General features: G+C 72.5%; 21 protein-coding genes and 1 riboswitch. Of the genes, 11 read left to right on the top strand and 10 right to left on the bottom strand.

Features of this window, described 5'->3' with window-relative positions:
• The first annotated feature begins 60 nt into the window (after window positions 1–60).
• The 3 genes from ACZ5VC_RS15495 to ACZ5VC_RS15485 are packed head-to-tail and all read left to right on the top strand — an operon-like array spanning window position 61 to window position 2100.
• Window positions 61–1260 (top strand): FAD-dependent monooxygenase, encoded by a 1200-nt coding sequence (locus ACZ5VC_RS15495; protein ID WP_469120552.1) that lies wholly within the window; start codon window positions 61–63, stop codon window positions 1258–1260.
• The gene (locus ACZ5VC_RS15490; RefSeq protein ID WP_469120551.1) at window positions 1248–1598 is read left to right on the top strand and encodes a hypothetical protein; all 351 of its coding nucleotides are present in this window, start codon (window positions 1248–1250) and stop codon (window positions 1596–1598) included. The genes ACZ5VC_RS15495 and ACZ5VC_RS15490 overlap by 13 nt, the downstream gene beginning before the upstream one ends.
• Before the next feature lie 13 nt (window positions 1599–1611).
• On the top strand, window positions 1612–2100 hold the full coding sequence (locus ACZ5VC_RS15485) for a hypothetical protein (RefSeq protein WP_469120550.1): 489 nt from the start codon (window positions 1612–1614) through the stop codon (window positions 2098–2100).
• A 173-nt stretch (window positions 2101–2273) separates the two neighbouring features.
• Here the strand turns inward: ACZ5VC_RS15485 and ACZ5VC_RS15480 are convergent, their stop codons facing one another.
• Both ACZ5VC_RS15480 and ACZ5VC_RS15475 read right to left on the bottom strand, forming a co-directional pair.
• Window positions 2274–2759, bottom strand: a complete 486-nt coding sequence (locus ACZ5VC_RS15480; protein ID WP_469120549.1) for a hypothetical protein — start codon at window positions 2757–2759, stop codon at window positions 2274–2276.
• A 422-nt stretch (window positions 2760–3181) separates the two neighbouring features.
• Window positions 3182–3826, bottom strand: coding sequence for a TetR/AcrR family transcriptional regulator (locus ACZ5VC_RS15475; protein WP_469120548.1), 645 nt, complete (start codon window positions 3824–3826; stop codon window positions 3182–3184).
• Between the two features lie 71 nt (window positions 3827–3897).
• Here ACZ5VC_RS15475 and ACZ5VC_RS15470 point away from each other — a divergent pair, with 71 nt between their 5' ends.
• Together ACZ5VC_RS15470 and ACZ5VC_RS15465 are read left to right on the top strand one after the other, a co-directional pair.
• The gene (locus ACZ5VC_RS15470; protein ID WP_468709173.1) at window positions 3898–4134 is read left to right on the top strand and encodes a hypothetical protein; all 237 of its coding nucleotides are present in this window, start codon (window positions 3898–3900) and stop codon (window positions 4132–4134) included.
• Window positions 4131–4289, top strand: coding sequence for a hypothetical protein (locus ACZ5VC_RS15465; protein ID WP_469120547.1), 159 nt, complete (start codon window positions 4131–4133; stop codon window positions 4287–4289). Before ACZ5VC_RS15470 ends, ACZ5VC_RS15465 begins: the two co-directional genes overlap by 4 nt.
• Before the next feature lie 339 nt (window positions 4290–4628).
• On the opposite strand, the gene ACZ5VC_RS15460 is transcribed toward ACZ5VC_RS15465, so the two are convergent.
• Window positions 4629–5189 carry a GNAT family N-acetyltransferase gene (locus ACZ5VC_RS15460; RefSeq protein ID WP_468709171.1) on the bottom strand — a complete coding sequence of 187 codons (561 nt, stop codon included), beginning with the start codon at window positions 5187–5189 and terminating at the stop codon, window positions 4629–4631.
• 283 nt (window positions 5190–5472) lie between these two features.
• Window positions 5473–6594, bottom strand: coding sequence for a cobalt-precorrin-5B (C(1))-methyltransferase (locus ACZ5VC_RS15455; RefSeq protein ID WP_469120811.1), 1122 nt, complete (start codon window positions 6592–6594; stop codon window positions 5473–5475).
• 12 nt (window positions 6595–6606) lie between these two features.
• On the opposite strand from ACZ5VC_RS15455, the gene ACZ5VC_RS15450 reads away from it, so the two are divergent.
• On the top strand, window positions 6607–7344 hold the full coding sequence (locus ACZ5VC_RS15450; RefSeq protein WP_468709170.1) for a cobalt-precorrin-6A reductase: 738 nt from the start codon (window positions 6607–6609) through the stop codon (window positions 7342–7344).
• A gap of 160 nt (window positions 7345–7504) precedes the next feature.
• Here the strand turns inward: ACZ5VC_RS15450 and ACZ5VC_RS15445 are convergent, their stop codons facing one another.
• Window positions 7505–8260, bottom strand: a complete 756-nt coding sequence (locus tag ACZ5VC_RS15445; protein WP_469120546.1) for a GntR family transcriptional regulator — start codon at window positions 8258–8260, stop codon at window positions 7505–7507.
• A gap of 168 nt (window positions 8261–8428) precedes the next feature.
• Between ACZ5VC_RS15445 and ACZ5VC_RS15440 the strand changes: the two genes are divergently transcribed.
• Window positions 8429–8767, top strand: coding sequence for a hypothetical protein (locus ACZ5VC_RS15440; protein ID WP_469120545.1), 339 nt, complete (start codon window positions 8429–8431; stop codon window positions 8765–8767).
• Window positions 8767–9192 (top strand): ATP-binding protein, encoded by a 426-nt coding sequence (locus ACZ5VC_RS15435; protein WP_469120544.1) that lies wholly within the window; start codon window positions 8767–8769, stop codon window positions 9190–9192. The genes ACZ5VC_RS15440 and ACZ5VC_RS15435 overlap by 1 nt, the downstream gene beginning before the upstream one ends.
• Window positions 9193–9411: 219 nt before the next feature.
• Here the strand turns inward: ACZ5VC_RS15435 and ACZ5VC_RS15430 are convergent, their stop codons facing one another.
• The 5 genes from ACZ5VC_RS15430 to ACZ5VC_RS15410 all read right to left on the bottom strand — a co-directional run bounded on the left by ACZ5VC_RS15430 (window position 9412) and on the right by ACZ5VC_RS15410 (window position 14080).
• Complete coding sequence (locus ACZ5VC_RS15430; RefSeq protein WP_469120543.1) at window positions 9412–9633, bottom strand: helix-turn-helix domain-containing protein; 222 nt, start codon at window positions 9631–9633, stop codon at window positions 9412–9414.
• Window positions 9633–10118 carry a DUF2975 domain-containing protein gene (locus ACZ5VC_RS15425; protein ID WP_469120542.1) on the bottom strand — a complete coding sequence of 162 codons (486 nt, stop codon included), beginning with the start codon at window positions 10116–10118 and terminating at the stop codon, window positions 9633–9635. The genes ACZ5VC_RS15430 and ACZ5VC_RS15425 overlap by 1 nt, the downstream gene beginning before the upstream one ends.
• A gap of 358 nt (window positions 10119–10476) precedes the next feature.
• The gene (locus ACZ5VC_RS15420) at window positions 10477–11982 is read right to left on the bottom strand and encodes a precorrin-2 C(20)-methyltransferase (RefSeq protein ID WP_469120541.1); all 1506 of its coding nucleotides are present in this window, start codon (window positions 11980–11982) and stop codon (window positions 10477–10479) included.
• Window positions 11979–12620: a precorrin-8X methylmutase gene (locus ACZ5VC_RS15415; protein WP_469120540.1), complete on the bottom strand. Its 642-nt coding sequence runs from the start codon at window positions 12618–12620 to the stop codon at window positions 11979–11981. The genes ACZ5VC_RS15420 and ACZ5VC_RS15415 overlap by 4 nt, the downstream gene beginning before the upstream one ends.
• Window positions 12617–14080 (bottom strand): cobalamin biosynthesis protein CobG, encoded by a 1464-nt coding sequence (locus ACZ5VC_RS15410; protein ID WP_469120539.1) that lies wholly within the window; start codon window positions 14078–14080, stop codon window positions 12617–12619. The genes ACZ5VC_RS15415 and ACZ5VC_RS15410 overlap by 4 nt, the downstream gene beginning before the upstream one ends.
• Window positions 14081–14120: 40 nt before the next feature.
• Window positions 14121–14254, top strand: a riboswitch (cobalamin riboswitch).
• A gap of 37 nt (window positions 14255–14291) precedes the next feature.
• Between ACZ5VC_RS15410 and cobN the strand changes: the two genes are divergently transcribed.
• Genes cobN through ACZ5VC_RS15395 form a run of 3 tightly spaced genes read left to right on the top strand, consistent with a single transcriptional unit; the run spans window position 14292 to window position 19149 of the window.
• Window positions 14292–17888: a cobaltochelatase subunit CobN gene (gene cobN, locus ACZ5VC_RS15405; RefSeq protein ID WP_469120538.1), complete on the top strand. Its 3597-nt coding sequence runs from the start codon at window positions 14292–14294 to the stop codon at window positions 17886–17888.
• A complete protein-coding gene (locus tag ACZ5VC_RS15400) occupies window positions 17885–18583 on the top strand; it encodes a GNAT family N-acetyltransferase (protein ID WP_469120537.1) in 699 nt (232 codons plus the stop codon). The genes cobN and ACZ5VC_RS15400 overlap by 4 nt, the downstream gene beginning before the upstream one ends.
• A 59-nt stretch (window positions 18584–18642) precedes the next feature.
• The gene (locus ACZ5VC_RS15395) at window positions 18643–19149 is read left to right on the top strand and encodes an FBP domain-containing protein (RefSeq protein ID WP_469120536.1); all 507 of its coding nucleotides are present in this window, start codon (window positions 18643–18645) and stop codon (window positions 19147–19149) included.
• The last annotated feature ends 19 nt before the right edge of the window (window positions 19150–19168 follow it).

Here is a 19168-nt window from a genome sequence, read left to right as displayed (position 1 = left end):
ACACACATCGAAATAGTGTCCCTCAGACGCAGTTATCGGGTTCAGCAGAGGAGCAGCCCCATGAGCAAGAAGGTCCTGATCTCGGGCGCGAGCATCGCCGGCCCGGCCCTCGCCCACTGGCTCGGCCACTACGGATTCGATGTCACCGTCGTCGAGCTCGCGCCGGGCCTGCGCGAGGGCGGCCAGGCCGTCGACTTCCGCGGCGAGACGCACATGACCGTGCTGGAGCGGATGGGAGTCCTCGACCGGCTGCGCGAGCGCCGGACCGGCGGCAGCCCGATGCGCTTCGTCGACGAGAACGGCCGCGAACTCCTGCACCTGCCCGGCGACTTCGCGGGCGGCGACCTCGAGGTCCTGCGGGGAGACCTCGCCCGGGTGCTCCACGAGCACAGCCTCCCGCACGCCCAGTACGTCTTCGGCGACTCGATCACCTCGCTCACCGAGACCGCCGACGGCGTCCAGGTCACCTTCCGCAACGCCGCCCCGGCCACGTACGACCTGGTGATCGGCGCCGACGGCCTGCACTCGAACGTCCGCCGCCTCGCCTTCGGCCCCGAGGAGTCGTACGTCCGCCACCTCGGCCACTACGCCGCCACCTGGAGCTTGCCCAACCACCTCGGCACCGGCCCGGGCGAGGGGTCCGTCGGCTTCAACACCCCCGGCCGGCTCGCCAGCGTCGGCACCGACCGCCTGAACCCCGACCGGGCCGGCGCCTTCTTCGTCTTCGCCTCACCGGAACTCACGTACGACCGCCATGACATCGAAGCGCAGAAGGCCCTGATCGCCGGGGCCTTCGCCGGCCAGGGGTGGGAGGTGCCCCGGCTGCTGGAGTCGCTCAAGGAGGCGCCTGAGCTGTACTTCGACTCCATCAGCCGGGCCGACGTCGACACCTGGTCCAGGGGCCGGATCGCCCTCGTCGGCGACGCCGCCTGCGGCGCCACGATCGGCGGCATGGGCACCGGCACCGGGATCGTGGCCGCGTACGTCCTGGCCGGGGAGCTGGCGCGGCACCCCGACGACCACGCCGCGGCCTTCGCCCGCTACGAGCGACTGCTGCGCGGCTACGCCGAGGGCTGCCAGAAGAGCGGCGACCGCACCGGCCCGTTCCTCGCTCCCGGCACGGCCTGGGGTCTGCGCCTGCGCAACGGCCTGCTGAGCCGTCGTCGCGTTCTGAACTGGATGCTGGAGCAGGGCAAGAAGGTCACCAACACCGTCGATCTGCCCGACTACGGCGCCCTGGTGGAGCGGTGCGCGGCCTGAGCCCGGGAGGGGTCCCGCTCCCCGAGAAACCTGCTGTCGTCCGCGGCCGACCGGCCACCGCCAAGGCCGTGCTGTGCTGGACCGCGAACAAGGAGACGGACCTCGCCGGCTACCGCGTGTACCGCCGGCTCAGCGCCACGAGCTGGGCGAACGTCAGCGGCTCCGCCCTGCTCACCACCCCCTCCTTCACCGACGCGCCGCCCGCCACGGGGCAGACGTTCCTCTACGAGGTCCGCGCCGTCGACAAGGCCGACCGCGAGTCCGTCGGCAGCCTCGACGTGACGGCCACCAGCGTGGACCGGACCGGCCGCCCCGGCCGGCCTCACGGTCACCGGTGACGCGTACCACGCCATGCTGCGCCGGCAGGCCGTCGCCGACGCCGCACGCTACGAGGTCCACGCGGCCTCGGCCTCGGCGGGCCCGTACACGCTGCTCGGAACGGCCACCGAGCCGTCGTACGACGACCACGAAGCGCCCCTCAACGCCCCCCGGTACTACCGCGTCCGCGCCCTCGACGCGCTCGGCAACCCGTCGGTGTTCTCCGCCACGGTCGTCGGTGACGGCGTCGACCGCACACCGTGGCAGCCGCCGACCGACCTGGGCTCCGTCGTTCGCGTCGGCGAGACGCAGGTGTACTGGAAGACGCCCGGGAACTTCACCCAGGAGTGGGACAACGGCGGGCACTACCGCGTGTACCGTTCGCCCGGCAGGTCCCTCGACCCCGCCGCGCTCACCCGCGTGACCTGTGCCGAAGGCAGCGACTCCACGCGCCGCGCATCATCCTCGGACAAGGCGTCCCCTCCCATGGGCTGCCTCCAACCGGCAGCCACACCAGGGTAGATGCGCCAGGCCACCGGCCAGTGCGGCGGTGAAGGCGGGTACCCGGGGTACCCGGCCGTGGCCTTGTTCACCGGTTTCGGTTCTGGCTCAACTTCTCGGGTCAACGGTGGCGTTGGGGTTCTGCAGTTGATGGTCTGCTGCCAACCCGATGCACCGGCTGGTGACTCTCAACTTCACAGGTTGGCGCTGGTGGCGGGCCGCCTGCGGCTGCTGCGCATGGCGGAGACCGCGGCGATGGTCCAGGCCGTCACCCACACGGCGCCGACGAGCAATGCCGCGAGCGCGGTGAGCATATGGGGAGGGGTGGCACCCAGGCTCGGTGCCAGGCCCGCCGCGCGGGCCCCGAACCCGAGGACGCCCGCTCCCACCATTGCGATGCCCGCCCAGGAGACGACGAGCGCCGGCCATCGGACGAGCGGGGTCCGCGGCAGGCGCACGAGGAGCAGCGCAACGACGGCCATCAGCAGGCCGAGGGCCGCGTTGGCCAGTTGGGCGGTCTCGACGTTGGCGACGGCGGCGTAGGCCTCAGCCGGCGCGGGGAAGCCCGGCATGCCCAGCTCGCCCTCCCTCGCCAGGTCCACCTTGCTGACGGTGTAGGCGAGGGCGCCGAGGCAGGCGGTGAGGGCTGCGGCCAGGTGCTGCTTGTGTGATCGGGGCATGGGTTCATCCTGCGGTGAGCAGCGGCCCGGCCACCTCCTCCGCCAGTACCGACTCCCTCCCCCGTCCGGGCGAGGGGGTCTGGCGTCACCGTGCGTCGGGCATGAGCCCGTGAGCCCGTGAGCCAGCTCGGCAGCTCGGCAGCTCTCATGATGCCTTCGGTGTTGTGCCAGCCGACGCAACTTGATCAGGAAGGGGAAGGATGCCGTACTTTCCAAGCGGGGGGCGAGTGGTGCACCGGATCTTCGCGTCGGCTCGGCAGCGCGGCCGCCCTGGGAACGCACCTGTTCTTTCGCGGTCGAAGCGCCGAATCGACATCCGACTTACCTGGCCGACCGCCCCCACCGCTCCCAGGTGCTGCTACTTCTCATCGAAAGCATCTCGCCGAGGCTCACGCCGCCTGACTCACCTCAAATCACCGAGGTCAGTGCGCCGGGCTCGGGGTCTCAACAGGCAATGACAGATCGTCCAAGTGTGTGAGCAGTGCATCCATGCATGCCCGCGGGTTCAGGAGCTGGGGGTGCAGGACGGCGTTGAGGCCGAGCCCATCCAGGAGCGCGGTCAACCGCTCGGTCTGGATGTCGACGTCGAGGCCGGGGCGCAGGGTGCCTGATGTGTTGAGCCGGGCGAGCACGCGGCGCACGAGACTTCTCGTGCCTTCGGCGGCCTGGCGGGACAGGTCGCCGAAGGCCGGGTTGGTGCGGGCGGTCGTGTTGAAGTCCAGGAAGACGGTGACCTCGGCGCGGCGGCGTTCGTCGAGAGGCAGAAGCTCGGCCAGAAGACCGGCTGCGAGCCGGAGCTGTTCCGGGCGGGGGTAGCTGCCCAGATCGCCGATGTTCTCAATGTGTTCGAGCAGTCGACCGCCGACCCGGTCGAGCATCGACTGCATCGCGAACCGCATCAGGTCCTGCTGGCTGGCGAAGTAGTGGCGCAGAGAGCCGATGTTGAGCTGGGCCTCGTCGGCGACGGCTCGCAGTGAGGTGCGCTGCAGGCCATCGCGGACGACGACTCGGAACAACGCGTCGACGACGAGTCGGCGGCGAGCGTCCGGGTCTACGTACTTGGGCATGCACTCGTTTTATCACGCCTGTGATACAAAGGAAGTATCACAGGCGTGATAAAACGGGTGGAGGGTTCTTCGTGGAGACGTATCTCAATCTCATGCTCATCAGGTTCGGCCTGGTCGTGGGCGGCCTCGTGGTGCTGGCGCTGCTGGTCTTCGCCATTGCCCTGACCCTCAAGCGCAGGGGCAGGCTCGATGAAGTGCGCCGCTATGCGGACCCCGTGGTGAGGGCCGGACTGCGTGCCGCCGCCCGACGGTTCGAGGACAGGCAGAGCGGTGCGTCCTGGTCGCGCCGACAAGGTGGTGGGCGATGACCAGCCTTGGGGCGGAGTCGTCCGACCTCCTTCACCACTTGTTGCTGGACCGCGCGATCAAGGTCGCCATCGTGGTCGCGGCCCTGAGCATACTGACGCTCGGGATGACGGTGCTCTGGCGGAGGGCTGGGCGTGCAAAGGACCGTCTCGACTGAGCTGATGGCGCACCCAACCGATCCACAACTGTTGACTATTCCTCCGCCAGGAATCACCGACATCCGCTCTTCGCCCTCACCTACGTAGCCACCTGTGGCCAGGTGTGCCTCAGACTGAGTGCGACGGCGAGTAGGACTTGTCTCAATCTAGATGGGGCAACTGAGGTGGGTTGGGCACTGAGCAGGCCATCCTCGATGAGTTCCAGGAGGGAATCCATGTTCGCGGGGGCTGCGGGCACCAAGCCCTAGATCGGTGGGGCAAGCGAAGACGTTGAGCTCGCCGGAGCGGCACGGTGACCTCGGTGGGGTTGCGGACCGAAAGGCGGGCAGGTCTCGGTCCTAACGGCCAGCCGTCGGGTGCCACTCGCGGCGGAGGAGGCCGAAAACCCAGGAGTCGGAGACGTCGCCGTTGACGACGCAGTCCTCGCGGAGGGTGCCTTCGCGAACGAAGCCGAGCTTCTCCAGGATCCGAGCGGACGCCACGTTGCGGGTGTCGGCCTCGGCCTGGACGCGGTTCAGGTCCAGGGTGTCGAACGCCCACCGCAGGACGGCGTGGGCGGTCTCCGTGGCGTAGCCGTGGCCCCAGGCGGCAGCGGCGAAGACGTAGCCCAGGGACGCGCTGCGGAAGTCCGGGTTCCAGCTGGTCAGGCCGCACCAGCCGATAAACGCGCCGTCGGAGACGCGGTCGACGGCCACCCGCGCTCCCGTGCCTTCCTCCGCGATCGTCCGGCAGGTCGCGATGAAGCGCTGGGCGCAGGCCGGTTCGGTCCAAGGCGGGGAGTCCCAGTAGCGCAGCACGCTGGCGCTGCTGTGCAGCGCGTAGAGCGGCGCCGCGTCGGCGTCGGTGAACGGCCTCAGTCGCAGGCGGGCGGTGCGCAGCTCGGGGGTGGGCAATGGCATGCGGAGCATCCTGCCGCGTCATGCTCGCCCCCGACCATCCGTTTATCCGGACGGTCGGGGCGCGTACGTCCCCGGTGACGCCGGACGCGCCGCATGGGCGGTGAGTCCGCAGTACCGTCCCGGCATGGCGAGCAAACGGCGGCCGTACTGGCGCGCCCTCGGGACGCCGACCAGCCTCGTCCCGTACGGACCCCGGACGGGTGGAGGTACGCCGTCCACTTCACCGGCCCGGCCGACATCGCCGACGGCACTCTCGCTGGTGCCGCGGCAGGGGCCTTCCCCGTCAGCGCGGCCGGGACGGCTCGGAGCGGCCGACGACCGTCCCCGCCCGGTCGATACAGACGACGTCCACGGTGACCGGCGCCCCGCGCAGTACGGCGAGGGCCTGGTCGCGGGCGGTGGCGGCGACCAGATCGCCGAGCGGGACACCGGCGGCGGCGCAGAGCTGGAGCGCCGCGAGCCCCGTGTTGGCGACGGCGATCTCGGCGGCCAGGGCGTCGTCCGCACCGCCCCGGCGGGCCAGTTCGGCGAGGAAACCCTTGTCCACCTGCGAACGGGCCGAGTGCAGGTCGAGATGGCCGGCGGCGAGCTTGGAGAGCTTGGCGAATCCGCCGCAGATGGTGAGCCGGTCGACGGGATGCCGGCGTACGTACTTGAGCACCGCCCCGGCGAAGTCGCCCATGTCGAGCAGGGCGAGCTCGGGGAGGTCGTAGAGCGCGGTGACGGTCTTCTCGGAGGTGGACCCGGTGCATCCGGCGACATGCGTGAGTCCTGCCGCCCGCGCCACGTCGACGCCGCGCCGGATGGAGTCGATCCAGGCGGAGCAGGAGTACGGGACGACGATCCCGGTGGTGCCGAGGATGGAGAGGCCGCCGAGGATGCCGATGCGGGGGTTCCAGGTGGAGCGGGCGATCTCCTCGCCGTGGTCGACGGAGACGGTGATCTCCACGTCGCCGCTGCCGCCGTGGCGCTCCGCGACCCGCGCGATGTGGTCGCGCATCATCTGGCGGGGCACGGGGTTGATGGCCGGCTCGCCCACCTCCAGGGGGAGACCGGGGAGGGTGACGGTCCCGACGCCGGGGCCGGCTCGGAAGACGACCCCGGAACCGGCCGGGAGGGCCCGCACCGTCGCCCGGATCAGCGCCCCATGGGTGACGTCCGGGTCGTCACCGGCGTCCTTGACCACGCCCGCCGTCACGGCGGGGCCGGTGATGTCCTCGACGGCGAGGGCGAAGGCGGGCGTCTGCCCCTTCGGGAGCGTGATGGTCACCGGGTCCGGGAAGTCGCCGGTGAGCAGCGCGGTGTACGCGGCGGTGGTGGCCGCGGTGGCACAGGCACCGGTGGTCCAGCCGGGCCGCAGACCGGTGTGCTTGAGTTGGCCGGTGCGCCCGCCGCTCGCCGTCATGAAGGAATCCCCATGCACGTCCTGATCCTCGGAGGTACGACCGAGGCCCGCGCCCTGGCCGGGCTGCTGCATCCGACGGTACGCGTCACGAACTCGCTCGCGGGCCGGGTCGCGTCGCCGAGGCTGCCGCCGGGCGAGGTGCGGATCGGGGGCTTCGGCGGGGCGGAGGGCCTGGCCGGGTGGCTGCGCGAGCACCAGGTGGACGCGGTCATCGACGCCACCCATCCTTTCGCCGGGACGATCAGTTTCAACGCGGCGTACGCCGCCGACCTGGCCCATGTTCCCCTGCTGGCGCTCCGCCGTCCCGGGTGGGCCCCCGTGGAGGGCGACACCTGGCACCCGGCCGGCTCCCTGGAGGAGGCGGCCTCCCTCGTGGACACCCTCGGCGAGCGGGTCTTCCTGACGACGGGCCGGATGGGGCTGTCGGCCTTCGCGTCCTGCGCCGCCTGGTTCCTGGTCCGCAGCGTGGACGCCCCGGAACCCCCCGCGCCGGCCCGTATGGAAGTCCTCCTGGACCGGGGCCCCTTCTCCCTGGACGGCGAACGGGAGCTTTTGCGGCGCCACCGCATCGACGTCCTGGTGACCAAGGACAGCGGGGGCGCGGCGACGGCCCCCAAGCTCCGCGCGGCCCGAGAGGCGGGCCTCGCCGTGATCATCGTCCGCCGCCCCCCGACCCCGGAGGGCATCCCGACGGCGACGACGCCGGCGGAGGCGGCGGGGTGGGTGGCGGCCCTGGCTCGGGGCGCCTGACCCTGCGCGACGTGGACGCCCGAGCTCGTGGATTACGACGCCATGTCCACACTGCGGCCGACGGGCCTCGGGCAGAGCGAGTGGCCCCCGGCACCGGGGAGGCCTGAGGTGGCGGCGGAGGGTCCGGAGCGGGCGGCGAGACGGGCCGCCGGGGGCTGCCTCAGGCGTCGAAGTCGTACTCCAGCACATAGGAACCGGAGTCGAGCGTCATCTCGTTGACTTCGACGATCCCGCCGTCGCGGGTACGGGCCGTCCGGCAGATCAGGACCACGGGTGTGCCCGCGGGCAGCACCAGCCGCTCCGCCTCCTCGGCGGTCGGCATCCGGCTGCGGATCTCCTCCCGGAAGCGCGCGGGCTCGTGCCCGAGCTCGGCGAGACGGGCGTAGACCCCGCCGGGGCCGGTGTCCTCCCGCGTGATCGCGGAACCTGCCACGAGAGCGGCGGGCAGATAGGACGTGGCGAGGAGCACGGGCTTCCCCTCGAGCACGAAGCGCCGCCTCCTGACACAGACCAACACCCCGGCAGACAGCCCGAGCGCCCCGGCGACCCTGTCCTCGGCCTCCTCCTCGGTGACCTCGACCTGGTCGACGATCAGCGGACGGTCATCGATGTCGACGCCCCATACGGACCGGCCGGACCCCCACTGGTCCCGGGCGAGCCGGGGGATTCCGCGCCTGCGAAGGGGCTTGAAGGCCCGCACGTACACGCCGGCGCCCTTGCGCGCTTCGGCGAGCCCTTCGTTCTGAAGGACGCCCAACGCCTGGCGGGCGGTCATCCGGGCCACCTCGTAGGTGGTCATGAGGTCGTTCTCCCCCGGCAGCCGATCCCCGGGCCCGTACACACCGGTACGGACGGCCTGTTTCAACTCGTCCGCGATCCGCTGGTACTTGGGCCGCCGGTCGTCACCCTGCGCCATGAAACCGATCACTTCCTTCCGCTCCGGACACCCTAAGGGGCCGACCGACTCCCCACTCCGCGACTCGATCGGATGAGTTCTCTAGAGAAGCATGGACACCCCTCCCGGCACTCACTTCACTGAGACGACCTCTCTAGAGATGAAGCTCACGAGTCAGGGAGACAAGCCGTGCTCATTTCCGACCACCGCCGCTTCTCAAAGGGCACCTCAGTAAGGGTCGTCCACCGTCTCTTCGAGCCGCTGCTGCGGCTGTTACTCCCCCCGTCGGGCCGCCGTCGCCGCACCGGCCCCCCGCCGCGCGCGGGTCACGCGGCACCCCCGGCCCCCGTCTCCTTCCCGTGCACCCCTTTGCGCGGTGAGGACAGCAGGCTCGTACGTCCGTATCTGACTGCGTACGAAGAACGGGAAAAGGTCCGGCTTCAGCGGCAGCGGCGGCGAGCCCTCTGGCTCGCCGCCCACGGCGTCGACGTGGGGCCCCGGATGATCCACGGCGTGGAGGTGGCCTGATGGAACAGGAGCCGACGATGGTCCGGCGCTGGAGCCGCAGCCCGCGTTCGGTCGGGCGCGCGCGGGCGGAGTTGCGTGCCGCGCTGGCCGGTTGGGGGCTGAGCCGGATCGAGGACAGTGCCTCGCTCGTCCTCTCGGAGCTGCTCACCAACGCCGTGCGCCATGCGCGCGTACCGGGCCGGGAGATCGAGACCCGCTTCGCCCCCGTCCCGGACGGCCTCCGGATCGAGGTCCACGACGCCTCCGAGGTCCGCCCGCTCATGGCACTGCCGGGCGAGGACGCGAGCGGCGGCTGGGGGCTGCCCGTGGTCGACGTGCTGGCCCACCGCTGGGGCGTCACCGACAGGAACGGGCCGGGCAAGCTGGTGTGGGCGGAACTGTCGACGCGGGCGCCGCAGACCGAGGACGAGGGGCCTCTGGGCTGACGCCACGGGTCGGCTTGGGCCGGCCGCGGCACCGGCCTGGGCCGCCGGGTCAGGCGACCTGTGGTCGTCCTCTGCCCTCAGCCGAGCCGGCGCACCGTCGCAGCTCCTTCGACGTCGCGATGCCGGAGGAGCTGTTCACCGGCCAGGGGCAGAACCGGCTTTCGGTCCTGCTCCCCGGATTGGACCTACTTCCAGATTTCCCGTCCGCCCTGGGGCACGTCATCCGCCCTCGACGTCCTCGGCCTCCCAGCGCAGCAGGTCGCCCGGCTGGCAACTCAGCACCTCGCAGAGCGCGGCGAGCGTCGCGAAGCGCACCGCCTTGGCGCGGCCGTTCTTGAGTACCGCCAGGTTGGCGGGGGTGATCCCTACGCGGTCCGCGAGCTCGCCCACGGACATCTTCCGCCTGGCCAGCATCACGTCGATGTCGACGGCGATCGGCATCAGATCACCTCGTCCAACTCGGCCCGCATCTGCGACGCTTCGACGTCACGCGCGACAGCCTGGGCGAGCAGCATCCGCAGCACGAGCACGAAGAGCGCGACCCCCAGGATGGCCACGCCAATCCCGCCCATGATGACGGTGACACCCGGGTCTTCCCGCTGGCCCGGCGCATTGAGGGCCGTGACCGCGAACCACACCAGGGCAGCCGCCACGATCGCGCCGATCACGACGTCCACATACCGGAAGGCCGCGTGGGAGAACACGGTTCCGCGTCGCACCATCGTCACCAGCCGCCATACGCAGACCAGGCCGACCTGGGCCGACACCAAGCCCAGGATCGTGAGCACGCGCAGCGGGGTCAGCGGGAGCGACCCGTCCTCCGGGTCGGTGGCCAACGCCCACACCATTAGCGCCTGTACGCACACGGTGCCGGCGAGCACCACCACAAGCACGGCGCGCAGCGCGGCCACTGTCAGCTTTCCCATAGCCCACCCTTCCATCGAGTCACGATGGGAATCTATCGACTATCGATAGATGGAGCAAGGGCTGGGATGAAGGGTGGGCGGCGGTTTCGCATCGCGGCGGGATGTCGGCCGCCTCCCGTGACAAGGCGGCTGCGGCGGCACGTGGCCCGGGGCCTCCTCAATGGGCCCGGGGCCTGGGGCGCGGGCGCTGGAACACACCGGTAGCGCGGGGGTGGGGCCGCACGCGCCAGCCGGGGCCGTGGCACGGGGTGGTTGGCGTGCCCGATCCGGGAGGCCGGGCCCCGGGCAGGACCGGGGTCCGGGCCGGAAACCAGCCACCCCCCGGTCCGCCCCGGCCACCGCGTGGCCCGGCCCGTTCCTACCCCTCCGGGTACCGCCTCGGGGTCCACGCCACCATGGCGCCGTCGCCGCGGCGGACCGCCTGGGTCTGGGAGGAGCCGATCAGGAGCAGCGTGCGCATGTCGACCTCCGTCGGGTCCAGGTCCACCAGTGGGAGCACTCGGACCGATTCCGAGGGGCCGCCGACGTCGCGGGCCACGACCACCGGGGTGTCCGGGGCGCGGTGTTCCAGGAGGAGTTCGCGGGCCTTCGCCACCTGCCAGGTGCGGCTGGCGGAGCCGGGGTTGTAGAGGGCGAGGACCAGGTCGGCCGTCACGGCCGCGCGCAGGCGTTCCGCGATGACCTCCCAGGGCTTGAGCCGGTCGGAGAGCGAGATCGTCGCGTAGTCGTGGCCCAGCGGGGCGCCGGCGCGGGCCGCCGCCGCGTTCGCCGCCGTCACGCCCGGCAGGACCCGTACGGGAACGTCCGCGTACGCCTCCTGCGACGCCACCTCCAGTACCGCCGTGGCCATCGCGAAGATGCCCGGGTCGCCGCCCGAGACGACGGCGACGCGCCGCCCCCGACGGGCCAGGTCCAGGGCGAACTCGGCCCGTTCGGACTCGACCTTGTTGTCGGAGCCGTGCCGGCGCTGCCCCGGCCGTACGGGCACCCGGTCCAGATACGTCGTGTATCCGACGAGGTCGTCCGCGTTCGCCAGCGCCCCCCGGGACTCCGGCGTGAGCCAGGGCGCGCCCGCCGGGCCCGTGCCGACGACGACGACCTCGCCGCGCTCGCGCGCCTCGGGGACCACCGCGTCGATACGGGACGGCAGCACGGCCACCGAGAAGTACGGGACCGAGTCCGCGTCGATGTCCGCCAGGGACCCCGTCCGCTCGCCCTCCATCGTGGCGCGTTCGACGTACCGCGCGTCCTCCAGGCGTCCCGCGCGCTCCAGCGCGCGCCGGACCGTCGGGAAGGTGCGGCCGAGCTTCATCACCACCGCCGAGTCGGTCGCGGCGAGACGGGCCGTCAGCTCCTCCTCCGGCAGCGTGCCGGGGATGATCGTCAGGACCTCCTCGGCCTCGCACAGCGGGGTGCCGAGCCGGGCCGCCGACGCGCTGACGGAGGTGACACCGGGGACGACCTCGGTCGGGTAGCGGTGCGCGAGCCGCTTGTGCATGTGCTGGTACGAGCCGTAGAAGAGCGGGTCGCCCTCCGCGAGGACGGCGACCGTGCGGCCGGCGTCGAGGTGCTCGGCGAGCCGGGCCGACGCCTCCTCGTAGAAGTCGTCGAGCGCGCCCCGGTAGCCGCCGGGGTGGTCCGTCGTCTCGACGGTGAGCGGGTACATCAGCCGCTCCTCGATGTGGTCCTCGCGGATGTGCGCGGCCGCGATCGAGCGGGCGATCGACCGGCCGTGGCGCGCGGAGTGGTACGCCACGACGTCCGCCTCGGCGATGACCTGGACGGCCCGTACGGTCATCAGGTTCGGATCGCCGGGGCCGAGGCCCACTCCGTACAGCTTCCCGAGCAAGGGCTGCCCGCTCATTCCACCTCACTCGCAATCGCGTTGATCGCGGCCGCGGCCATCGCGCTGCCGCCCCGGCGTCCCCGGACCACCAGGTGGTCGACGCCCGACACATGTGCGGCGAGCGCGTCCTTGGACTCGGCCGCTCCGATGAAGCCGACCGGTATGCCGATGACGGCGGCCGGGCGGGGCGCGCCCTGCTCGATCATCTCCAGGAGGCGGAAGAGCGCGGTGGGCGCGTTGCCGATGGCGACGACCGACCCCTCGAGGCGGTCCCGCCACAGCTCCAGGGCGGCGGCGCTGCGGGTGGTGCCGAGGTCGGCGGCGAGCCCCGGCACGGACGGGTCGGAGAGTGTGCAGAGGACGTCGTTGTCGGCGGGCAGGCGCTTGCGGGTCACGCCGCTCGCGACCATCTGCGCGTCGCACAGGATGGGCGCCCCGGCGCGCAGCGCCTCGCGGGCGCGGGCCACCACCTGGGGCGTGTAGGCGAGATCGCGGACGAGGTCGACCATCCCGCAGGCGTGGATCATCCGTACGGCGACCTGGCTGACGTCGGCGGGCAGGCCCGCGAGATCCGCCTCGGCGCGGATGGTGGCAAAGGACTGGCGGTAGATCTCCGCGCCGTCCTTCTCGTAGTCGAACACTCTGCTCTCGCTCATCTCGTGGTGCCGGGAGGGGTACGGGGACGGGTACGGGCCGCCGAGACCGCGGCGGCCAGTGAGGTACGGGGGGTGGGGACGCCGTTCACGTCGTACTGGCCGTCGGCCGTCGCGACCACATCCACCCACGCGCCGTGCGGATGGCCGCAGCGCCGCTCGCAGCCGGAGAAGTGGACGGGCAGCCCGCCGGGGCCGGGGGCGAGGCCGCCGGTGAGGCCGGGGGCGGCGTCCGCGCGGACGTCGGAGAGGGACTTGGCGCAACCGGGGCGCCCGGTGCAGGCGCCGACGCCGGCCCAGGGCGATTCGGGGGTGGTGATCAGGCCCTCGGCCGCGAGCTCCCGCAGCCGCGCCCCGGCGGCGGCGCGGTCCGCGAAGCCGGTGACGACCGCGCCGCGCCACGGGGTGAGCCGCACTTCGCCGGTGTCCACGGCGGGCAGCAGGGCCCGCAGTTGGGCGACGGAGAGGCGGCCGAGCGGCGCGAGGACCGACAGCGCGGTGTCGCCGAGGAGGCCGGGGGCGGGGGGCGCGCCGGTGGGCAGGGGCGCGGGGGGTACGGGCTCCGCCGCGATCCCCGCCCGCTCCGCGTACGCCGCCACGTCCGGTTCCTGCCCGGCGGGCAGCTCGCGCACGCGCCAGGCGCCGTTTCCGGCCGCGCGGGCGGCCGCGAGGAAGGCCTCCGCCGCGACGAGGGCGGCCCGGGGGGCGTCGGCGGCGGCGACACGGAAGGCACGGCCGCCGACGTGCAGGGTCACCCGCGCGGCACCCGCCGTGGCCGGTGACACATCGATGCGCTCCGGCGCCGCGTCCGCAGCCCCCCGCGCCGCGCCGGCGAGCTCCCGTGGCACCTCCGCGAGCTCCGGTGCCGAGGACTCGTGCGCCGGAATCGCCGCCCCCCGCGCCGCACCCCCGATCCCCCGGGGCACGTCCCCGGTCTCTGCGATCAAGGTCACATCGCCGGCCAGTCCCGCCACATCCCCCCGTCCGTCGTCGAGGACGAAGAGAAAACGACCGGAAAGCGCCGCCGCCCAGTCCGTCGCGCACAGCAGCGCGTCGAGCTCCCGGGCCCACAACTGCACGTCGCCGGAGCCCAGTCCGTCCAGACCCGCCGCCGGGGACGCCACCACGTTCCGGACACGCTCGTGCGTCTCGGAGGGCAGCAGACCGGCCTCCGCGAGGAGCTCGGCGAGATCCGCCCCACAGCCCTCGCCCAGGCCCCGCAGCTCGGCGTTGCCACGCGAGGTGATGCTGAGATGCCCGTCACCCAGAGTCTCCGCTGCGTCGGCCAGCGTGAGTACCTGACGGCGCGTCAACCTGCCTGCGGGCAGGCGGAGTCGGGCCAGGCGCCCGTCATCGGCGGGGTGCAGCCGGAGCGCCCCGGGACAGGCGTCGCCACGGTCCCGTATGAGAGGTTCGCCCCTGTTGGGCGTTGTGGGTGGGGTGGGCGGCATGGCGGCGAGCATACCCACGTGCTCGCGGGCGCCCCCCTGCCCGGTACGGGCAGCCTCTACTATGCAGAACGGCACAGGGTCCACGACCCTAGGGAGGAAGCCCGGTGAGATTCCGGCGCGGTCCCGCCACTGTGAGCCGGCCGAAAGGTCCGGTGAGTCAGGAACTCCCGCCGTCCATACGACCACCCGGGGCGCGGACAACCCCGAGGAAGGGCCTGCGCACGTGATCCTGCTGCTGTCGCACTCCGACACCGACCTGCTCAGCGCCCGCGCGGCCGGCGGTCCGGTCGCCTACCGGTTCGCGAACCCGTCCCGGCTGACGACCGGCGACCTGCCCGCCCTCCTGGAGGACGCCGACCTGGTCGTCGTACGCCTCCTCGGCGGCGTCCGCGCCTGGGAGGAGGGACTGGACGTCCTCCGCGCCGCCCAGAAGCCGCTGGTCGTCCTCACCGGCGAACAGGCTCCCGACGCGCAGCTGATGGAGGCCTCCACCGTCCCCATCGGTGTCGCGACCGAGGCGCACGCCTACCTCGCGCACGGCGGACCGGACAATCTGGAACAGCTCGCCCGCTTCCTGTCCGACACGGTCCTGCTCACCGGCCACGGCTTCGAGCCGCCCGCCGCCGCGCCGACGTGGGGCCCGCTGGAGCGCACTCCCGGACGCACCGACGGCCCGACCGTCGCCGTGCTCTACTACCGCGCCCACCACATGAGCGGCAACACCGCCTTCGTCGCCGAGCTCTGCGCCGCCATCGAGGACAAGGGCGCCCAGGCGCTGCCGCTGTACGTGGCGTCCCTGCGGGCTCCCGAGCCCGAACTGCTGCGGCGCCTCGGCTCCGTCGACGCGATCGTCACCACCGTGCTCGCGGCCGGCGGCACCAAGCCCGCCGAGGCGCAGGCCGGCGGCGACGAGGAGGCCTGGGACGCGGGCGCGCTCGCCGCCCTCGACGTACCGATCCTGCAGGCGCTGTGCCTGACCGGCCCGCGCAGCGCCTGGGAGGAGAACGACGAGGGCCTCTCGCCGCTCGACGCCGCCAGCCAGGTCGCGGTGCCCGAGTTCGACGGCCGCCTCATCACCGTCCCCTTCTCCTTCAAGGAGATCGACGAGGACGGCCTGCCCGCGTACGTCGCCGACGCCGAGCGCGCGGCCCGGGTCGCCGGGATCGCCGTGCGCCACGCGCGTCTGCGGCACATCCCGAACGCCGAGAAGCGCCTCGCGCTGGTCCTCTCCGCGTACCCGACCAAGCACTCCCGCATCGGCAACGCGGTCGGCCTCGACACCCCCGCCTCCGCCGTCGCCCTGCTGCGCCGCCTCCAGACCGAGGGATACGACTTCGGCCGGGAGGAGGTACCCGGTCTCGTCTCCGGCGACGGCGACGAGCTGATCTACGCGCTGATCGAGGCGGGCGGCCACGACCAGGACTGGCTCACCGAGGAGCAGCTCGCCCGCAACCCGGTCCGTATCCCGGCCGCCGACTACAAGCGCTGGTACGCGACCCTGCCGGCCGAACTCCGGGAATCGGTCGAGCGGCACTGGGGCCCGCCGCCCGGCGAGATGTTCCTGGACCGCTCCCGCAACCCGGAGGGCGACATCGTCCTCGCCGCGCTGCGGCGCGGCAATCTGCTGGTCCTCATCCAGCCGCCGCGCGGCTTCGGCGAGAACCCGATCGCGATCTACCACGACCCCGACCTGCCGCCGTCGCACCACTACTTGGCCGCCTACCGCTGGATCGCCGCCTCGGCGGACGACGGCGGTTTCGGCGCCGACGCCATGGTCCACCTGGGCAAGCACGGCAACCTGGAGTGGCTGCCCGGCAAGAACGCGGGTCTGTCCGCCGCGTGCGGCCCCGACGCCGCCCTCGGTGACCTGCCGCTGGTCTACCCCTTCCTCGTCAACGACCCGGGCGAGGGCACGCAGGCCAAGCGGCGCGTCCACGCGACCCTCGTCGACCATCTCGTACCGCCGATGGCGCGGGCCGAGTCCTACGGTGACATCGCCCGCCTGGAGCAGCTGCTCGACGAGTACGCGGCGATCTCCTCGATGGACCCGGCGAAGCTTCCGGCGATCCGCGCGCAGATCTGGACGCTGATCCAGGCCGCCAAGCTCGACCACGACCTCGGGCTCGAAGACCGCCCCGACGACGACGGGTTCGACGACTTCCTGCTCCACGTCGACGGCTGGCTGTGCGAGGTCAAGGACGCGCAGATCCGCGACGGCCTGCATGTCCTCGGCGGCGCCCCGACCGGCCCCGAGCGGGTCAACCTGGTGCTGTCCATCCTTCGCGCCCGCCAGATCTGGGGCGGAACGCAGGCGCTCCTCGGCCTGCGCGAGGCGCTGGGCCTGGACGAGTCGGCCGCGACCCGCACCGCCGCCGACGAGACGGAGGCCGCCGCCCGCGCGCTCGTCCAGGCGATGGAGGACGCCGACTGGAACCCGGGATCCGTCGCGACCGTGGCCGCCGGTCATCCCCAGGCGGTCGTCGACATCCTCGACTTCGCCGCCCGCCAGGTCGTGCCGCGCCTCGCCGCGACGACCGACGAACTCGACCACGCCGTCCACGCGCTGAACGGCGGCTTCGTCCCGGCTGGGCCGTCCGGCTCGCCGCTGCGCGGCCTGGTCAACGTGCTTCCCACCGGCCGGAACTTCTACTCCGTCGACCCGAAGGCCGTCCCCTCGCGTCTCGCGTGGGAGACCGGCCAGGCACTGGCCGACTCGCTGCTGGAGCGCTACCGCAGCGACAACGGCGACTGGCCGACCTCCGTGGGCCTGTCCCTGTGGGGCACGAGCGCGATGCGCACCTCCGGCGACGACGTCGCCGAGGCCCTGGCCCTGCTGGGCATCCGTCCCGTCTGGGACGACGCCTCGCGCCGGGTCAACGGCCTGGAGGCGATCCCGCTCGCGGAGCTGGGCCGTCCCCGTATCGACGTCACGCTGCGCATCTCGGGCTTCTTCCGGGACGCCTTCCCGCACACCATCGCGCTGCTCGACGACGCGGTGCGGCTCGCGGCGTCGCTCGACGAGCCGGCCGAGCAGAACCACGTACGGGCCCACACGCAGGCGGACCTGGCGGAGCACGGCGACGAGCGGCGGGCCACCACCCGGATCTTCGGCTCCCGGCCGGGGACGTACGGCGCGGGCATCCTCCAGCTCATCGACTCCCGGGACTGGCGCACCGACTCCGACCTCGCCGAGGTGTACACGGTGTGGGGCGGCTACGCGTACGGCCGCGAGCTCGACGGGCGTCCGGCTCGCGAGGAGATGGAGACCGCGTACAAGCGGATCGCGGTGGCCGCGAAGAACACGGACACCCGCGAGCACGACATCGCGGACTCGGACGACTACTTCCAGTACCACGGCGGCATGGTGGCGACCGTGCGCGCGCTGCGGGGCACGGCCCCCGAGGCCTACATCGGCGACTCGACCCGCCCCGAGACCGTCCGCACCCGGACCCTGGTCGAGGAGACGTCCCGCGTCTTCCGGGCACGCGTCGTCAACCCGCGCTGGATCGAGGCGATGCGGCGCCACGGCTACAAGGGCGCGTTCGAGCTGGCGGCGACCGTGGACTACCTCTTCGGGTACGACGCGACGACCGGGGTCGTGGCCGACTGGATGTACGACAAGCTCACCGAGGCGTACGTCCTCGACCCGGAGAACCGCGCCTTCCTCCAGGAGGCCAATCCGTGGGCGCTGCACGGCATCGCGGAGCGCCTCCTGGAGGCGGAGTCCCGGGGCATGTGGGCCAAGCCGGACCCGGAGGTCCTGGAGCGGCTGCGGCAGGTCTTCCTGGAGACCGAGGGCGACCTGGAGGACGACGAGTGAACCTGACGGTGGGCGGCGAGGACGAGCAGCTCGAGGAGCGGCTCGGCGACGAGCTGACCGCCTTCAACCAGCGGACGACCGGTGCCTACGACGAGGCCGGCCTGTCCGTCCGGGTCACCGACGCCGACGGCGAGCTCATCGGCGGGCTGACGGGCGCGACCTGGGGCGGCTGCGGTTTCATCAAGCTGCTGTGGGTGCGCGCCGACCACCGGCACGGCGGCTGGGGCAGCAAGGTGATGCGCGCGGCCGAGGAGGAGGCGCGACGCCGCGGCTGCACGCGGATGACCGTCTCCTCGTACTCCTTCCAGGCCCCGCCCTTCTATCTGCGCCACGGCTATGTGGAGACGGGCCGCACGCCGGGAATTCCGGGCGGGCACAGCGACGTGACCTTCTGGAAGCCGCTGGACGGGGCCGCGCTCTCCTTCCAGCTCGCCGTGCTCGTCGACTTTCCCGAGGACGCGGCGGAAGCGGCCCTTCGCTACGAGGACGCCGTCCTGGCGCTCCTGCCCGCCCACGGCGGACGCCTGGAGCGGCGCCTGCGCACGGGCGACGGCCTCGCGGAGGTGCACCTGCTGCGCTTCCCGGACAAGGAGGCGTACGAGTCGTTCCTGGCGTCTCCGCAGCGCGCGGCGCTGGGGACGGCCGGGGGAATCACGGCGCGGGTGCTGGAAGTGACCGAGGTCCACGGCTCCTGAGGCAGCCCGGGCGGAAACCCGGATGCCTCGATCCGTCCTCTTCCGTACCGTTCTCCGGCGTGGAACCTCTCACCGAACAACAGATCCGCGGCTCGTTCGCCAACTGCTCCAAGGGTGAGGCCGCCCGCCTCAAGCTCCCCCTCGACTTCGGGGAGCTGCCCTGGGCCGACCTCGACTTCCTGGGCTGGCGCGACCCGGGCGCGCCCCTGCGCAGCCACCTCGTGGTGCCGGGAGCCGACGGCGGCCCCGTCGGCATCACCCTGCGGACCCCGGACAAGGTCCGCACGAGCGCGATCAAGTCGAGCCTGTGCCAGTTCTGTCTGACCGGCCACGCCTCCTCCGGGGTGTCCCTCTTCGCCGCGCCGCGGGCGGGCGCGGCGGGCCGCCAGGGAAACACCGTCGGCATCTACGCCTGCGCCGACCTGGCGTGCCCTCTCTACGTCCGGGAGAAGCGGCAGCCGGCGACGCGGCCCCGCTACGAGGAGACGCTCACGCTCGACGAGCGGGTCGAGCGGATGACGGGCAACGTGGGGGCGTTCGTGGCGAAGGTCCTCGAAACGCGCTGAGCGCCGCCGCGAGGGGGCT

Source organism: Streptomyces sp. NPDC033174 (assembly GCF_055577795.1).
The sequence above is the reverse complement of the archived record's forward strand: the minus strand, read 5'-3'. Positions and strand labels throughout refer to the sequence as shown.